Origin of the sequence: Kitasatospora sp. NPDC004615 (assembly GCF_042873545.1) — a bacterium.
Taxonomy (GTDB): Bacteria; Actinomycetota; Actinomycetes; order Streptomycetales; family Streptomycetaceae; genus Kitasatospora.
This window is the reverse complement of record NZ_JBIALQ010000008.1, coordinates 301,381-315,426: the sequence shown is the minus strand read 5'-3', so window position 1 is coordinate 315,426 and position 14,046 is coordinate 301,381. Positions and strand designations below refer to the sequence as shown.

Here is a 14,046-nt window from a genome sequence, read left to right as displayed (position 1 = left end):
TGCGCATTGGGGCTATGTTCCGGTTGTGACCGAGACGATCATTGACTTCACGCGGGAGGCGTTCGCCCAGCCGGACGAGTTCACTTCCTCGCCGCTCTACCGCGCGCTCAGCCGCACCGTCGCCGCCGAGGAAGAACTGCTCGCCCTGGCCGCGCGGGGCCGGGCCGGGCAGTACCCGACCTTCCTTTTCTTCGGCGCGGTGCACCAGCTGCTGCTGGCGGGCGCGGACCATCCGCTGGCCCGGTACTACCCCTCGGTCGCGGGCCCGGACGCGCTCGTCCCCGACGAGGCAGCCGGGGGCGCGCTGCTGGACTTCTGCCGACGCCATGAGGCCGAACTGACCGAGTTGATCAGCAGCCGACTCGTGCAGACCAACCAGGTGCAGCGAGCCCTCGGCCTGCGCATAGGACTGGCCGAGATCGCGCGCCACACCGACGCGCCGGTCCACCTGATCGAGGTCGGCACCAGCGCCGGGCTGAACCTGCGCTTCGACCGGTACGGCTACCGCCTGGGGGGTCGCAACTACGGCGATCCGGTCTCGCCGGTGCAGTTGGTCGCCTCGCTGCACGGCCCGGACACGCTGCCCGATCTGGACGCGCTGCCCGTGCTGGCGAGCGTGTGCGGGGTGGACCTGAACCCGGTGGACGTACGCGCCGAGGCGGACCGCCGCTGGCTGGAGGCGCTGGTATGGCCGGAAAACCTGGACCAGCGCAGGCTGCTGACCGCGGCGCTCGGCGTCGTCGCCGCGGACCCGCCGCGGGTGTTGCGCGGCGACGCCGTCGACGTGCTGCCCGCCCTGGCGGCGGAACTGCCGCCAGGCGAGCTGCGGGTGGTGTTCCACTCCGCGACCCGCATGCATGTGCCGTTGGAGCGGCGGGCCGCTTTCGATGCGGCGATCGCCGCGCTCGGCACGGCCGGCCCGCTGTGGTGGCTCTGCGTCGAAGACGGGCCCGACCCCGATCTCCGGCCTGTGGCCTCGCGCCGCGACCGCATCGGCGCCGCACTGCGCCTACGCGGGCCGGAGGGGGACGATCGCACCCTCGCGGTGGTCGAGGGCCACCTGCGCTGGGTCGAGACGCTGACGCGGCACTAGCTATAGGACCCGGTGCACTCACCCGGCTCGACCGACTCTCCCGTTCTCCACCTGGTCACACTCGGCGCTGAGCTGCGCGAACGGCAGACCGGGCTGCACGTGATTGAGAGGGCATCGACACGGCCACGGCGGAGGGTCGGGCGATGTTCGGCATGCTGTCAGTGCTCGCCGAACTCCAGCGCGAGCTGATCGTGGCGAACACGAGGGACGGCCTGGCCGCCGCCCGCGCTCGCGGCCGGGTCGGCGGGCGCCGGCCCCAGGCCAGTTCGTCCCCGGGCCCAACAGTGAGGATTCGGCGCTGCGAGAGGACGAAGAGATCGTCGACCTTCTGGGTCGAGTGCCGCAGCCCACTTCCGGTCCCGACAGCAAGGACTCGGCCTCGCGGCAGATGGAGGACCTGATGAACAATTTGGGACTCAGGCCCGACAGCGACAAGGGTCAGGTGTGGCTCCACCGGGTCGAGCGCGCCACCCAGCAAGCAGTCCAGGACGAGACCGAGGACTCTCCCGCCGACACTGCTGGGCCCGCGTATGCCGCCAGGTCCGTCTTTGTTGCAGGGCCCGATTATGTTGCCGGGCCTGCCGATGCCGCCGAGCCCGACTGGCCCGCTCCGGGGGCGGACCAGAGCGGGACATCCCCGCTGTTCGACTCGATGCCGCCCAGCGGGCACCTGCCCCCGCAGAGTCCTGCAGGAGAGTGACGGCACTGGCCCCGTGTGTGAGCGGCTCGGGGCTCACCGGCGGCCGGTCAACTGCCGGTGGCTACTGGGAGGTTGGTTTCCGGGCGGCCCCAGTCGGACCAGGAGCCGTCGTAGACGGTGGGGGTGGGGTGGGTGGTGAGGTGGGCGGCGAAGGCGAGGATGCAGGCGGTGATGCCGGAGCCGCAGGTGGTGATGAGGTGGGGGCGGTGGGCGGTGGCGGTGGTGAGGCGGGTGTGGAGGGCGGGGAGGGGGAGGTAGTGGCCGTCGGGGGTGAGCAGGTCGGTGAAGGGGAGGTTGGTGGAGCCGGGGAGGTGGCCGGGGCGCAGGTGGGGGCGGGGTTCGGGGGCGTCGCCGGTGAAGCGGTCGTGGGAGCGGGCGTCCAGGACGGTGGTGTCGGGGTCGGTGAGGGCGGCGGCCACGGCGTCCCGGTCGGTGAGCAGGCCGGGGCGGGGGCGGGCGGTGAAGTCGCCGGGGGAGTAAGGGGATTGGAGGTCGGTGACGGGGTGGCCGGCGGCCTGCCAGGCGGGGAGTCCGCCGTTCAGGACGGCGGCGCGGTCGAAGCCCATGGCGCGCAGCATCCACCAGGCGCGCGGGCTGGAGTAGATTCCGGCGCCGTCGTAGACGACCACGGTGGAGCGGTCGTTGACGCCGAGGGCGCGCAGTTCGCGCTGGAAGTCGGCGGCCGGCGGCATGGTGTGCGGCAGGTCGGAGCGGTGGTCGGAGAGTGCCCCGTCGAGGTCGAACGGGCGGGCGCCGGGGATGCGGTGGGCCGCGTGGCGGTGGGCGCCGATGCTCGCGTCGAGGACGACCAGGTCGGGGTGGTCGAGGTGGTCGGCGAGCCAGGCGGCGTCGACCAGGGGTGGGGGCGGCGGCAGTGCGGTCACGGCGGGGCTCCAGAGGTGAGGGAGACAGAATGATCGCACCGCCGCCGTCGGGCAGTTGAGGTGGTGTCAGGGCTTGCGGGCGACGCCGGCCCAGATGGCGACCTGGCCGTCGGTGTCCTGCGGGGCCTGGTCGGGGCGCCACTGCGGGGCGGTGACCAGGCCGGGTTCGAGCAGTTCGAGGCCGTCGAAGAAGCGCAGCACCTGTGCGCGGGTGCGCATGGTGAGCTGGGCGGTCGCGGAGCGGTAGATGGCCGGGCCCTTTTCGGCGTGCGCCGGGTCGATGAAGTCGGCGGTGGCGTGCGAGAGCGCCAGGTAGCTGCCGGAGGGCAGGGCGTCGATCAGGGTGCGGACGAGGGTGTACGGGTCGTCGGCGTCGTCGATGAAGTGCAGGATCGCGAACAGCATCAGGGCGACCGGCCGGTCGAGGTCGAGCAGTTCGCGGACGGCGGGGTCGGCGAGGATCGCCTTGGGGTCGCGCAGGTCGGCCTGCAGGACGCTGACGCTGCCCTGCTGGGCGCCGGCCAGCAGGGCCCGCCCGTGCACCAGCACGATCGGGTCGTTGTCCAGGTAGGCGACCTTGGCGGTGGGGTCGACGGACTGGGCGATCTCGTGGGTGTTGCCCGCCGTGGGTATGCCGGTGCCGATGTCGAGGAACTGGCGGATGCCCTGCTCGGCGGCGAGGGTGCGCACCGCGCGCTGCAGGAAGGCCCGGTTGGCGAGCGCGCTGATCCGGACCAGCGGGCTGAGCGCGACCACCTGCTCGGCGGCGGCCCGGTCGGCGGGGAAGTTGTCCTTGCCGCCCAGGTAGTAGTCGTACATCCGGGCCGGGTGCGGGACCTCGGGTCGCAGCTCGGAGGACGGCGGCGGACTCTGGTCGCTGGACATCCAGTCGAGCGAGATCTCCTGATGATCGGTCATTTCCGGCCCCCCGTCGGTTGGAACGCGCTTTCGGGGGCAGCATAGACGGCCCGGAAACCGGTACGACCACGGATGGCCGAAACCGGTCGGTCCGGCGACGCGGCCAGGCTACCGGTCGGGTGCGACAGCCGGTCCGGTGGCGGGTCCGGCAGCCGGTCCGGTGACGGGCTCGGCGACGGGTTCGGCGGCGGGCTCGGGCCCGGTCTCCGGGTCGCGGGTGAGCAGGTAGCGGGCGCCCGGTCCGGCGGCGCCGGCCCGGTCCTCGGCGTTGTACAGCGTGCAGCGGCTCAGGGAGAGGCAGCCGCAGCCGATGCAGCCCGTCAACTTGGCCTTCATCAGCTGGAGTTCGGCGATCTGCCGGTCGATGCGGTGCTGCCAGGTGGCGGCCACGGTGTGCCAGTCGCGGGGCGAGGGGGCGCGGTCCTCGGGCAGCCGGGCGAGCGCGGTGCGGGCCTCCTCCAGCGAGAGGCCGACCTGCTGGGCGGCCCGGACGAAGGCGATCCGGCGCAGCGCGGCGCGCGGGTAGCGGCGCTGGTTGCCGCTGGTGCGTTCGGCGTGAATCAGGCCGAGGCTCTCGTAGTAGCGCAGCGCGGAGGCGGCGAGCCCGCTGCGCTCGGCGAGCTGGCCGATGGTGAGGCGGTCGTGCCGGGACGGCGTCATGGTCCGGAACACTACCCGCGAGCGCCCCTTGACCTGAAGCGGACTTGAAGTTGGATGCTCATCGGCATGACGAGCGAAGCAACGAGCACTCCCGGCAGTCAGAAGGACCCGGCCGCCACCCACCCGGTCGCCACCCACCCGGTCGCCACCCACCCGGTTGCCACCCACCCGGCCGCCACCGATCCGGCCGCCACCGGCCTGGGCTTCGCCGACCTGCCGCACCTGATCTCGCTGATGACCGGCGACGAGAAGCACACACCGGCCGCCACCTCCACCCTGGACGCCCTGTGGGTGTTGTACGACCGGGTGCTGAAGGTCGGCCCGGCCGCCGCCGACGCGCCCGAGCGGGACCGTTTCCTGCTGTCCAAGGGCCACGGCCCGATGGCGTACTACGCGGTGCTGGCCGCGAAGGGCTTCTTCCCGGTGGAGCTGCTGTCGAGTTTCGGGTCGTACGACTCGCCGCTCGGCCATCACCCGGACCGGCTGCTGGTGCCCGGCGCGGAGATCGGCTCCGGCTCGCTGGGGCACGGGCTGCCGCTGGCCGTGGGCACCGCGCTGGGCCTGCGGGCGCAGGGCCTGGACGCCCCGGCGGTGTGGGTGCTGCTCGGGGACGCCGAGTTCGACGAGGGCAGCAACCACGAGGCGCTGGCGTTCGCCGGCGCGTACGGCCTGGAGCGGCTGCACGCGGTGGTGATCGACAACTCCTCGGCCACGCACGGCTGGAGCGGCGGCATCGCGTCCCGGTTCGCCGGCGCGGGCTGGTCGACGGCCTCCGTGAACGGCCGCGACCACGAGGAGCTGTACCGGGCCTACACCGCCCCGCACCCCGGCCGCCCGTACGTGGTGGTGGCCCGCACCGAACCCAAGTACAGCTGAGAGCGGAGACAACAGGCCATGACCACCCAGGAATTGACGATGCGCGACCAGTTCGCGCTGACCACCACCGAGCTGCTCGCCCGGGACCCGCGCACCGCACTGGTGCTCGCCGACGTCAGCGCCGCCCAGTTCCCCGAGGCCGCCCGCGCCCACCCGGACCGGGTGGTGAACGTCGGCATCCGCGAGCAGTTGCTGATCGGCGTCGCCGGCGGCCTGGCGCTGACCGGGATGCGCCCGATCGCGCACACCTTCGCCAGCTTCCTGATCGAGCGGCCCTTCGAGCAGGTGAAGCTCGACCTGAACCACCAGGGCGTCGGCGCGGTGCTGGTCAGCGCGTACGGCTCCTACGACTGGGCGGCCGGCGGCCGCACCCACATGGCGCCCGGCGACATCGCCCTGCTGGACACCCTCCCCGACTGGAACGTGCACGTCCCCGGCCACCCCGCCGAGGCCGACCTGCTGCTGCGCCACGCCGTCGCGGCCGGCGACAGCCTGCAGTACGTGCGGCTGTCCGCCCAGCAGAACCGCGAGGCCCGGCCGATCGTCCCGGGGAAGTTCCTGACGGTCCGCGAGGGCAACCGCGGCGTGGTGCTGGCGGTCGGTCCGATGCTGGACGCGGTACTGGAGGCCACCGAGACGCTGGACGTGACGGTGCTGTACGCCGCCACCGTGCGGCCGTTCGACGCGGCGGGCCTGCGGGCGGCGATCGGCGGCCGGGCCGATGTGGTGCTGGTGGAGCCGTACCTGGCCGGTACCTCGGAGCGCGAGGCGCACCGGGCGCTGGAGCAACTGCCGCACCGTGTCCTCGGGTTGGGCGTGCCGGTGGCGGAGCACCGGCACTACGGGTCGATGGCCGAGCACCTGACGGCGTACGGCCTGGACGCGGCCCACCTGAACGCCCGGATCGCCGCCTTCCTGTGGTGATGTCGGTAAAGCCTCAGGCCGTGCGCAGCACCGCCGCCGAGTCCGGCCCGAGCAGCACCGCGCCGTCCGGCCCGGGCCGCACCTCGCCGAACGCGGCCTCCAGCGCGGCGAGTTCACCTTCCAGCGGGACGGCGGCGGGCCCCTCGCCGCCGATCCTGGCGAGCACCCGGTAGCGGCCCCGGTGGACGGCCAGCCAGCCCGCCGCCGCGTCGTGCCGCACCCGCACCGCCGCCAGGTCGCCGGACGTCAGCTCGGGCGCGGCGCGCCGCAGCCGGATCAACGCCCGGTACCAGCCGAGCAGTTCGGCGTGCGGGGCGCGGCCGGGCTCCGACCAGTCCAGCGTGGAGGCGCGCACCGTGGCCGGGTCCTGCGGGTCGGGGACGTCCTCGGCACGCCAGCCGTGTTCGGCGAACTCCCGGCGCCGGCCCTGCCGGACGGCCTCGGCGAGCTGCGGGTCGGTGTGGTCGGTGAAGTACTGCCACGGGGTGGACGCCCCCCACTCCTCGCCCATGAACAGCATCGGCGTGAACGGGGACGTCAGCACCAGCGCGGCCGCGGCGGCCAGCCGCCCGGGTGGCAGCGAGGCCGACAGGCGGTCGCCGGTGGCCCGGTTGCCGATCTGGTCGTGGGTCTGCGCGTAGCCCAGCAGCCGGTGCCCGTAGGCGGCGGGGAACGGTCGGCCGTGCGAGCGCCCCCGGAACGAGGACCAACTCCCGTCGTGGAACCACCCGTTGGTGAGCGTCTTGGCGAGCGCCGTCCACGGGTCGGCGGCGAAGTCCGCGTAGTAGCCCTGGCTCTCGCCGGTCAGCAGCGCGTGCAGGGCGTGGTGGAAGTCGTCGCTCCACTGCGCGGTCAGCCCGAGCCCGCCGGCCGGGCGGGGCGCGGTGGTGCGGGGATCGTTCAGGTCCGACTCGGCGACCAGGAACAGCGGGCGTCCGGTCGCCTCCGCCAACTCCTCTACAGAAAGCGCGAGTTCCTCCAGGAACGGCAGCGCCCGGTCGTCCGCCAGCGCGTGCACGGCGTCCAGCCGCAGCCCGTCGATCCGGTAGTCGCGCAGCCAGGCCAGCGCGCTGCCGATCAGGTACGCCCGTACCTCGTCCGAGCCCGGTGCGTCCAGGTTCACCGCCGCGCCCCACGGCGTGTGGTGCCGGTCGGTGAAGTACGGGCCGAACCGGGGCAGGTAATTGCCGGACGGGCCGAGGTGGTTGTGCACCACGTCCAGGATCACGCCGAGGCCGCGCCGGTGCGCCGCGTCCACCAGGCGCTTCAGCCCGTCCGGGCCGCCGTACGGCTCGTGCACCGCCCAGAGGGACACCCCGTCGTAGCCCCAGCCGGAGCGGCCGGGGAACGGGCAGACCGGCATCAACTCGACGAAGTCCACGCCGAGTTCGACCAGGTGGTCGAGGCGGGCGGCGGCCGCGTCGAAGGTGCCCTCGGCGGTGAAGGTGCCCACGTGCAGCTCGTAGACCACCGTGCCCGGCAGCGGGCGGCCCCGCCAGGCCGTCTCCGACCAGTCGAACGCGGCGTGGTCGACCGGGCGGCTCAGCCCGTCCGGGCCGAACGGCTGCCGGGGCGAGCGCGGATCGGGCAGCGCCGAACCGCCGTTCAGCCGGAAGCCGTAGTCGCCGTCCGGGCCGTCCCCGTGCCACCAGCCCGGGTGCGCCGGGTCGCGCTCCAGCAGGTACGGGATCGCCCCGACCTCCACCTCGACCACCTTGGCCGCCGGCGCCCACACCCGGTACCGCATCAGGCCCCCTCCACCAGCAGCGCCACCGGCAACTGCTGGAACAGATACGACAGTTCGACCGGCCCGCCGACGAAGTGGCGGCCCGTGAGCCGGTCCGTCCAGCGCCCCGGCGGCAGCTCCAGCAGGGTGCTGCCCCAGCCGCCCGCCCGGTGCAGCCCGTACGGCAGCCGGGTCGCCGCGCCCAGCACCCGCCCGCCGCGGGCGAACGCCACCAGGTGGTCGGCCGCCGGGCCCACCCCCGCCAGCGGGCGGTAGCGGCCCAGCGCGCCCTCCCGGCGCAGGTGCAGCGCGGTCCTGGTGAGGTGCAGCTTCTCCCGGGCCAGGTCGCCGGGGCGCGGCGCGGCCGAGTCGGTGAGGCGCACCGCCAGCGCGTCCAGGTCCACCGGCGCCCGGTTGTCCGGGTCGACCAGCGTGTACAGCGGCTCCTCGCCGCCCTGGAACACGTCCGGAACGCCCGGCACCAGCAGGTGCAGCAGCGCCGCCGACAGCGAGTTCACCCGGGCGAACGGCTCCAGCATCCCGACGAACCCGGCGATCCGCGGACACAGCCCCGGATTGGCCAGCGCCCCGCGCACGTACTGGGCGAGCCGCCGCTCGAAGGCCTCGTCCGGCTCCGTCCACGAGGTGCGGCGCTTGGCCTCCCGCACCGACTTCAGCAGCACCCCCAGCAGCCGCTCCTCGGACAGCGGCCACGCCGCCAGCAGGGTCTGCCACAGCAGCCACGCCGAGGCCCGGTCCGGACACGGCCCGGCCGCCACCGTCCACGCCGCGCACTCCGCCGCCCACGCCTCCGGCAGCTCGGCCAGCACCGCGAGCCGGGCCCGGGCGTCCGCGCTGCGCTTGGTGTCGTGCGTGGACAGCGCCGTCATCGCGTGCGGCCAGTGCTCCTCCTGCCGCTCGCACCAGCGGTGGAAGTCCGCGGGCGGTACGCCCGGGTGCTCGGGCAGGCCGCCGACCTCGTTCAGCGACAGCAGCGCGTTGAACCGGTAGAACGCGGTGTCCTCCACGCCCTTGGCCGCCACCGCCGAGGCGGTCTGGCCGAAACGGTGGCAGAACTCGTCCTTGGCGGGGGAGCGGCCCAGCTCCCCGAGGGCCAGCAGGTGCACCAGCCGCTCGGCGCCGGACGCCTCCTCGGGCAGGGCGAGCGCCCGGGCGGCGTCGGGCGGGGCCGCCTCGCCCGGCACCACGTACGGGCGGTACACCGGGTACTCGGTCAGCAGGGTCTCCAGCGCCCGGCGCACCGCCAGCGGCGAGTGGTCGGCCAGCTCCGGGCCGTCCGCGCAGATCCGCTCCACCAGGCGCACCAGCCGGTCGGTCTCGGCCGACAGCGCCCCGTCCGGCGCGACCATCTCGGCCCGGCCGATCAGCGCCGACGCCGCCGCGTCGGCCCGGTCGCCGACGTCGCGCCGGTAGGAGACCGCCAGCTTCTCCGCGCCCCGCCGGTCGGTCAGCACCCCGTCGATCCGGCGCAGCGCGTCGTATCCGGTGGTGCCCGCGCACGGCCAGTCCCCGGGCAGTTGTTCCTCGCCGGTGAGGATCTTCTCCACCACGGTGTACGCGCCGCCGGTGGCCTCAGCCAGGCGCCGCAGGTAGCCGCGCGGGTCGGCCAGCCCGTCCGGGTGGTCGATCCGGAAGCCGTCCAGGACGCCCTCGCGGTGCAGGCGCAGCAGCACCGCGTGCGTCGCCTCGAACACCTCGGGGACTTCCATCCGCACCGCGATCAGCTCGTTCACCGTGAAGAACCGCCGGTAGTTGACCTGCTCGTCGGCGAGTTTCCACCAGGCCAGCCGGTACCACTGGCGTTCCAGCAGCTGCGGCAGCGGCAGCTGGGCGGTGCCGGGGCGCAGCGGGAACTCGTGCTCGTGGTAGCGCAGCACCTCGCCGTCCACCGTCAGCCGGTCGATCTCCACGCCGAGCCGGTCGCCGAGCAGCGGCAGCAGCAGCCGGCCGCGCCCGGGGGCGTCGATCGGGCCCGGCTGGGACGTCCAGTCGATGTCGAACCAGGCGGCGAACGGGTCGTCCGGGCCGTTCGCCAGCACCTGCCAGAGCGGCCGGTTCAGCTGCTCGGGCACGGGCAGCGCCATGTGGTTGGGCACCACGTCGGCGATCAGGCCCAGGTTGTGCCGCTGGGCCGCGGCCGCGAGCTCGCGCAGCGCCGTCTCGCCCCCCAGCTGCTCGGCGATCCGGCCGTGGTCGACGGTGTCGTAGCCGTGCGTGGAGCCCGGCACGGCCTCCAGCAGCGGCGACAGGTGCAGGTGCGAGACCCCGAGCGCCGCCAGGTACGGCACCGCCCGGCGGGCGTCGTGCAGGGTGAACTCCGGCTGCAGCTGGAGCCGGTAGGTGGCCGTCGGGAAGCGGGCCGTGGAAGGGCGCGCGGCGGCTGACGTCATAGCCGAATCCCTACCCGGACCGGCGGAGGCCTACCGCACATTGCCCCGAACGGGCGGTGTCAGGCCGGTCGTTGGAGGACCAGCAGGGAGTAGTCCGGCAGGTGCAGGGTGTCGCCGGCCTTGGCGCGCGGGCCGGTGCCGGGGGCGGGGAGGGCGGGCAGCGAGGTGTCGACGACGACCTGCCAGACCTCGCCGTGGCCGGCCGGGACGGTGAAGGCGATCGGCTCCGAATGGGCGTTGAACATCAGCAGGAACGAATCGTCGACGATCTTGCCGCCGCGCCGGTCCGGTTCCGAGATGGCGTTTCCGTTCAGGAAGACCGTCAGCGACTTCGCGTACGAGGTCGACCAGTCCTGCTCGGTCATCTCCTCGCCGCCCGGGGTGAACCAGGCGATGTCGGTCAGCGCGTCGTGGGTGCCGGAGACCGGGCGGCCGTGGAAGAAGCGGCGGCGGCGGAAGACCGGGTGGTCGCGGCGCAGCCAGATCATGCCCTGGGTGAACTCCAGCAGCCGGGTGTCGGCCTGCCCGCCGTCGCGGGTCGGCCAGGTCAGCCAGGTCAGTTCGGAGTCCTGGCAGTAGGCGTTGTTGTTGCCGCGCTGGGTGCGGCCGAGTTCGTCGCCGTGCGAGAGCATCGGCACCCCCTGGGAGAGCATCAGGGTGGCGATGAAGTTGCGCTGCTGGCGGGCGCGCAGTTCGAGCACCCCGGGGTCGGTGGTGTCGCCCTCGGCGCCGCAGTTCCACGACCGGTTGAAGGATTCGCCGTCCCGGTTGTCCTCCCGGTTGGCCTCGTTGTGCTTGTCGTTGTAGGAGACCAGGTCGCGCAGCGTGAAGCCGTCGTGGCAGGTGACGAAGTTGATCGAGGCGATCGGGCGGCGGCCGTCGTCCTGGTACAGGTCGGAGGAGCCGGTGAGCCGGGAGCCGAACTCGGCCAGGGTGGCGGACTCGCCGCGCCAGAAGTCGCGGACGGTGTCGCGGTACTTGCCGTTCCACTCCGTCCACAGCGGCGGGAAGTTGCCGACCTGGTAGCCGCCCTCGCCGAGGTCCCACGGTTCGGCGATCAGCTTGGCCTGCGAGACCACCGGGTCCTGCTGGACCAGGTCGAAGAACGAGGACAGCCGGTCCACCTCGTGGAACTGCCGGGCCAGCGTCGCCGCCAGGTCGAAGCGGAAGCCGTCCACGTGCATCTCGGTGACCCAGTAACGCAGCGAATCCATGATCATCTGGAGCACGTGCGGCGAGCGCATCAGCAGCGAGTTGCCGGTGCCGGTGGTGTCCTCGTAGAACCGCTGGTCCTTCGCCAGCCGGTAGTACGAGGCGTTGTCCAGGCCGCGGAAGGACAGCGTCGGCCCGAGGTGGCTGCCCTCGGCGGTGTGGTTGTAGACCACGTCGAGGATCACCTCGATGCCGGCCGCGTGCAGCGCCTTCACCATCGACTTGAACTCCTGCACCTGGTGCCCGCGGTCGCCCGTCGAGGAGTACGAGGAGTGCGGGGCGAAGAAGCCGATCGTGTTGTAGCCCCAGTAGTTGGACAGCCCCAGGTCGCGCAGCCGGTGGTCGCGGACGAACTGGTGCACCGGCATCAGCTCGATCGCCGTGACGCCCAGCTTTGCCAGGTGCTCGATCACCGCCGGGTGCGCCAGGCCCGCGTAGGTTCCGCGGATCTCCTCCGGGATGCCCGGGTGCAGCCTGGTCAGGCCCTTCACGTGCGCCTCGTACACCACCGTGCGGTGGTAGTCGGTGCGCGGCGGCCGGTCGGTGCCCCAGTCGAAGTACGGGTTGATCACCACCGAGTGCATGGTGTGCGGCCCCGAATCCAGGTCGTTGCGGCGCTCCGGCGCGCCGAAGTGGTAGCCGTACACCGACTCGTCCCAGTCGATGTGGCCGCCCATCGCCTTCGCGTACGGGTCCAGCAGCAGCTTCGAGGCGTTGTGCCGCAGGCCCAGACCCGGCTGGTACGGGCCGTGCACCCGGAACCCGTACCGCTGGCCCGGCAGCACGCCCGGCAGGTAGGCGTGCCGGACGAAGGCGTCGGTCTCGCGCAGTTCGACGGCCGTCTCGGAGCCGTCCTCGGCGATCAGGCAGAGCTCGATCCGGTCCGCGCTCTCGGAGAACACCGCGAAGTTGGTGCCGGCGCCGTCATAGGTGGCGCCGAGCGGGTAGGGCTGCCCCGGCCAGACCTGCATGTGTCCTCGACTTCCCAGTGCCAGACGCCAGTCGGCGCCCCTACGGGTGACCACCCGGCGGAGCGCCCGAACGTGTGCGGGGCGTCGGTGGCGCGACGGGCCGGACGCACGGCACACCCGCATACTCCCCGCCGGACGGCCGAACGCCGCGCCCATCCGGTCCCATTCGCCCGTTGTTCGCCCGAACGGGTGTCCCGGATGTCGGGCCGGACAACCGCGTACTGACGGCCCGTCGACTGCCGGTGCGCGTGCTGTCAAGAGGGCTGTGTCAGGGCCACGGGGGGCGATACCCTTGATCGTCCGGACCGCGAGAACCCCGGGCCCGTACGGCCGGCGACCAAGGGCCGTCATGGTGGAGCGAGTCAGCGGACAGACCGGCGGCCGAGCGGCGGCGGGCGAGAGGTGAGGTAGCGGATGGCGTTCCCCGCCGACGGCGACGGACCCGACCCGCGGGCCGGCGGCAGCGAGGCCCCGACGCTGGTCGTCCGCACCGGCGTCGGACGCGGGGCGCTGCCCCCGCAGGGCGGCCCCGCCGAGGGCATGCCGCCCGCCTGGGCCGCCGACCAGTGGGACGGCGCCTACCGCCGGGTCCGGCTGGCCGGCCGCGCCTACGTCTGGCTCAACCTGGTCGAACAGCGGATGCGCGCCCTCGTGCACGAAGTGCTGCACCCCGTCTACGCGCCCGCGCACGGCGAGGAGTGGGTCACCGCCGCCGCCGGACCGGCCGGCGAGGAATGGGTGCACCGGGCCGCCGCCGTCCGCGAGGTCTCCCGCCGCAAGGGCTACCTGCTCGACCCCGTCGACGACGACCCGCTGGTCTTCCTCACCCTTCCGCAGCTGCGCGAACTGATGGTCCAGCACTGGCCGCTGTTCGAACCGCACCTGGTGGACCGCCGGGAGATCGAACTCGCCCTCGACGAACTCGAGGTCGCCCGGCACGTGGTCTCCCGCAACCGGGCCCTGACCAAGACCGTCCTCGACCAGACCGAACGGGCCGCCGCCCGGCTGCTCGCCCTGCTCGACGGCACCCACGGCGGCGTGCCCGCCGACGTGGTCGAGGAACTCGTGGCCGGCCGCTACGCCGACGTGATCGCCGTCCACCCCGACCGGGTCCGCCTGCAGCGCGACCTGCCCGTCGAGGACCTGCTCGACGGCGCCCGGCGCCTGGACGCCGTCGGCATCGGACTCGGCATGCTCTGCCAGAACTACACCGGCAAGCGCCTGGTACGCCTCGCCAGCGACGGCTGCCGGGTGCGGCTGCTGTTCCTCAACCCGGCGAGCAGCGCCGTCCGCCGACGTGAACGCGAACTCGGCCTCGGGCGCGGCGAGTTGGGCCGATCCGTGGAGATGAACATCATGCACGCGCGGCGGGTCCGGGCCCGGCTGCGCGACCCCGGCAGCTTCGAGATCCGGGTCTTCGACGAACTGCCCCGGTTCACCGCCTACCTGGTGGAGGGCCCGCGGACCACGGGCGCCGGCGGACGGCGGCGCTCCACCGACCTCGGCGTCATCCAGCCCTACCTGCGCAAGGCCCGCGGCATCGAATCGCCCGCCCTGGTGCTCCGCGGCGGCGCCGGGCAGGAGGCCGGCGGCACCGAACCCGGGCTGCTGGAGGTCTACCGGGAGGAGTTCGAGGACCTCTGGGGGGACTCCCGCGCAGTGTCCTGACCA

The 14,046-nt window shown here is 73.4% G+C and carries 11 protein-coding genes; 5 read left to right on the top strand and 6 right to left on the bottom strand.

Features of this window, described 5'->3' with window-relative positions; genetic code table 11:
• The first annotated feature begins 25 nt into the window (after positions 1-25).
• Both ACFYS8_RS27645 and ACFYS8_RS27640 read left to right on the top strand, forming a co-directional pair.
• A complete protein-coding gene (locus ACFYS8_RS27645; protein WP_387645733.1) occupies positions 26-1,093 on the top strand; it encodes a DUF2332 domain-containing protein in 1,068 nt (355 codons plus the stop codon).
• 143 nt (positions 1,094-1,236) lie between these two features.
• The gene (locus ACFYS8_RS27640; RefSeq protein WP_387645731.1) at positions 1,237-1,494 is read left to right on the top strand and encodes a recombinase family protein; all 258 of its coding nucleotides are present in this window, start codon (positions 1,237-1,239) and stop codon (positions 1,492-1,494) included.
• A 346-nt stretch (positions 1,495-1,840) separates the two neighbouring features.
• Here the strand turns inward: ACFYS8_RS27640 and ACFYS8_RS27635 are convergent, their stop codons facing one another.
• The 3 genes from ACFYS8_RS27635 to soxR all read right to left on the bottom strand — a co-directional run bounded on the left by ACFYS8_RS27635 (position 1,841) and on the right by soxR (position 4,255).
• Positions 1,841-2,677, bottom strand: a complete 837-nt coding sequence (locus tag ACFYS8_RS27635; protein WP_387645728.1) for a sulfurtransferase — start codon at positions 2,675-2,677, stop codon at positions 1,841-1,843.
• A 66-nt stretch (positions 2,678-2,743) separates the two neighbouring features.
• Positions 2,744-3,595, bottom strand: a complete 852-nt coding sequence (locus ACFYS8_RS27630; RefSeq protein WP_387645726.1) for an SAM-dependent methyltransferase — start codon at positions 3,593-3,595, stop codon at positions 2,744-2,746.
• 108 nt (positions 3,596-3,703) lie between these two features.
• Positions 3,704-4,255 carry a redox-sensitive transcriptional activator SoxR gene (gene soxR, locus ACFYS8_RS27625; RefSeq protein ID WP_387645725.1) on the bottom strand — a complete coding sequence of 184 codons (552 nt, stop codon included), beginning with the start codon at positions 4,253-4,255 and terminating at the stop codon, positions 3,704-3,706.
• Positions 4,256-4,489: 234 nt separating this feature from the next.
• On the opposite strand from soxR, the gene ACFYS8_RS27620 reads away from it, so the two are divergent.
• On the top strand, positions 4,490-5,131 hold the full coding sequence (locus tag ACFYS8_RS27620) for a transketolase (protein ID WP_387645988.1): 642 nt from the start codon (positions 4,490-4,492) through the stop codon (positions 5,129-5,131).
• An 18-nt stretch (positions 5,132-5,149) separates the two neighbouring features.
• Complete coding sequence (locus tag ACFYS8_RS27615; RefSeq protein WP_387645723.1) at positions 5,150-6,055, top strand: transketolase family protein; 906 nt, start codon at positions 5,150-5,152, stop codon at positions 6,053-6,055.
• Between the two features lie 13 nt (positions 6,056-6,068).
• Here ACFYS8_RS27615 and treZ read toward each other — a convergent pair whose 3' ends face one another.
• The 3 genes from treZ to glgX are packed head-to-tail and all read right to left on the bottom strand — an operon-like array spanning position 6,069 to position 12,375.
• Positions 6,069-7,802, bottom strand: coding sequence for a malto-oligosyltrehalose trehalohydrolase (gene treZ / locus ACFYS8_RS27610; protein ID WP_387645721.1), 1,734 nt, complete (start codon positions 7,800-7,802; stop codon positions 6,069-6,071).
• A complete protein-coding gene (gene treY, locus ACFYS8_RS27605; protein ID WP_387645718.1) occupies positions 7,802-10,192 on the bottom strand; it encodes a malto-oligosyltrehalose synthase in 2,391 nt (796 codons plus the stop codon). Before treY ends, treZ begins: the two co-directional genes overlap by 1 nt.
• Positions 10,193-10,251: 59 nt before the next feature.
• Positions 10,252-12,375: a glycogen debranching protein GlgX gene (gene glgX / locus ACFYS8_RS27600; RefSeq protein WP_387645715.1), complete on the bottom strand. Its 2,124-nt coding sequence runs from the start codon at positions 12,373-12,375 to the stop codon at positions 10,252-10,254.
• Between the two features lie 414 nt (positions 12,376-12,789).
• Between glgX and ACFYS8_RS27595 the strand changes: the two genes are divergently transcribed.
• On the top strand, positions 12,790-14,043 hold the full coding sequence (locus tag ACFYS8_RS27595) for an SAV2148 family HEPN domain-containing protein (protein WP_387645713.1): 1,254 nt from the start codon (positions 12,790-12,792) through the stop codon (positions 14,041-14,043).
• Positions 14,044-14,046 lie beyond the last annotated feature (3 nt).

Bases quoted from the DNA above. Each gene is read 5' to 3' on its own strand.
- soxR (WP_387645725.1), bottom strand. From the start codon at position 4,255: ATGACGCCGTCCCGGCACGACCGCCTCACCATCGGCCAGCTCGCCGAG.
- treZ (WP_387645721.1), bottom strand. From the start codon at position 7,802: ATGCGGTACCGGGTGTGGGCGCCGGCGGCCAAGGTGGTCGAGGTGGAG.
- ACFYS8_RS27620 (WP_387645988.1), top strand. From the start codon at position 4,490: ATGACCGGCGACGAGAAGCACACACCGGCCGCCACCTCCACCCTGGAC.
- ACFYS8_RS27595 (WP_387645713.1), top strand. From the start codon at position 12,790: ATGGCGTTCCCCGCCGACGGCGACGGACCCGACCCGCGGGCCGGCGGC.
- ACFYS8_RS27640 (WP_387645731.1), top strand. From the start codon at position 1,237: ATGTTCGGCATGCTGTCAGTGCTCGCCGAACTCCAGCGCGAGCTGATC.
- treY (WP_387645718.1), bottom strand. From the start codon at position 10,192: ATGACGTCAGCCGCCGCGCGCCCTTCCACGGCCCGCTTCCCGACGGCC.
- ACFYS8_RS27615 (WP_387645723.1), top strand. From the start codon at position 5,150: ATGACCACCCAGGAATTGACGATGCGCGACCAGTTCGCGCTGACCACC.
- ACFYS8_RS27630 (WP_387645726.1), bottom strand. From the start codon at position 3,595: ATGACCGATCATCAGGAGATCTCGCTCGACTGGATGTCCAGCGACCAG.
- glgX (WP_387645715.1), bottom strand. From the start codon at position 12,375: ATGCAGGTCTGGCCGGGGCAGCCCTACCCGCTCGGCGCCACCTATGAC.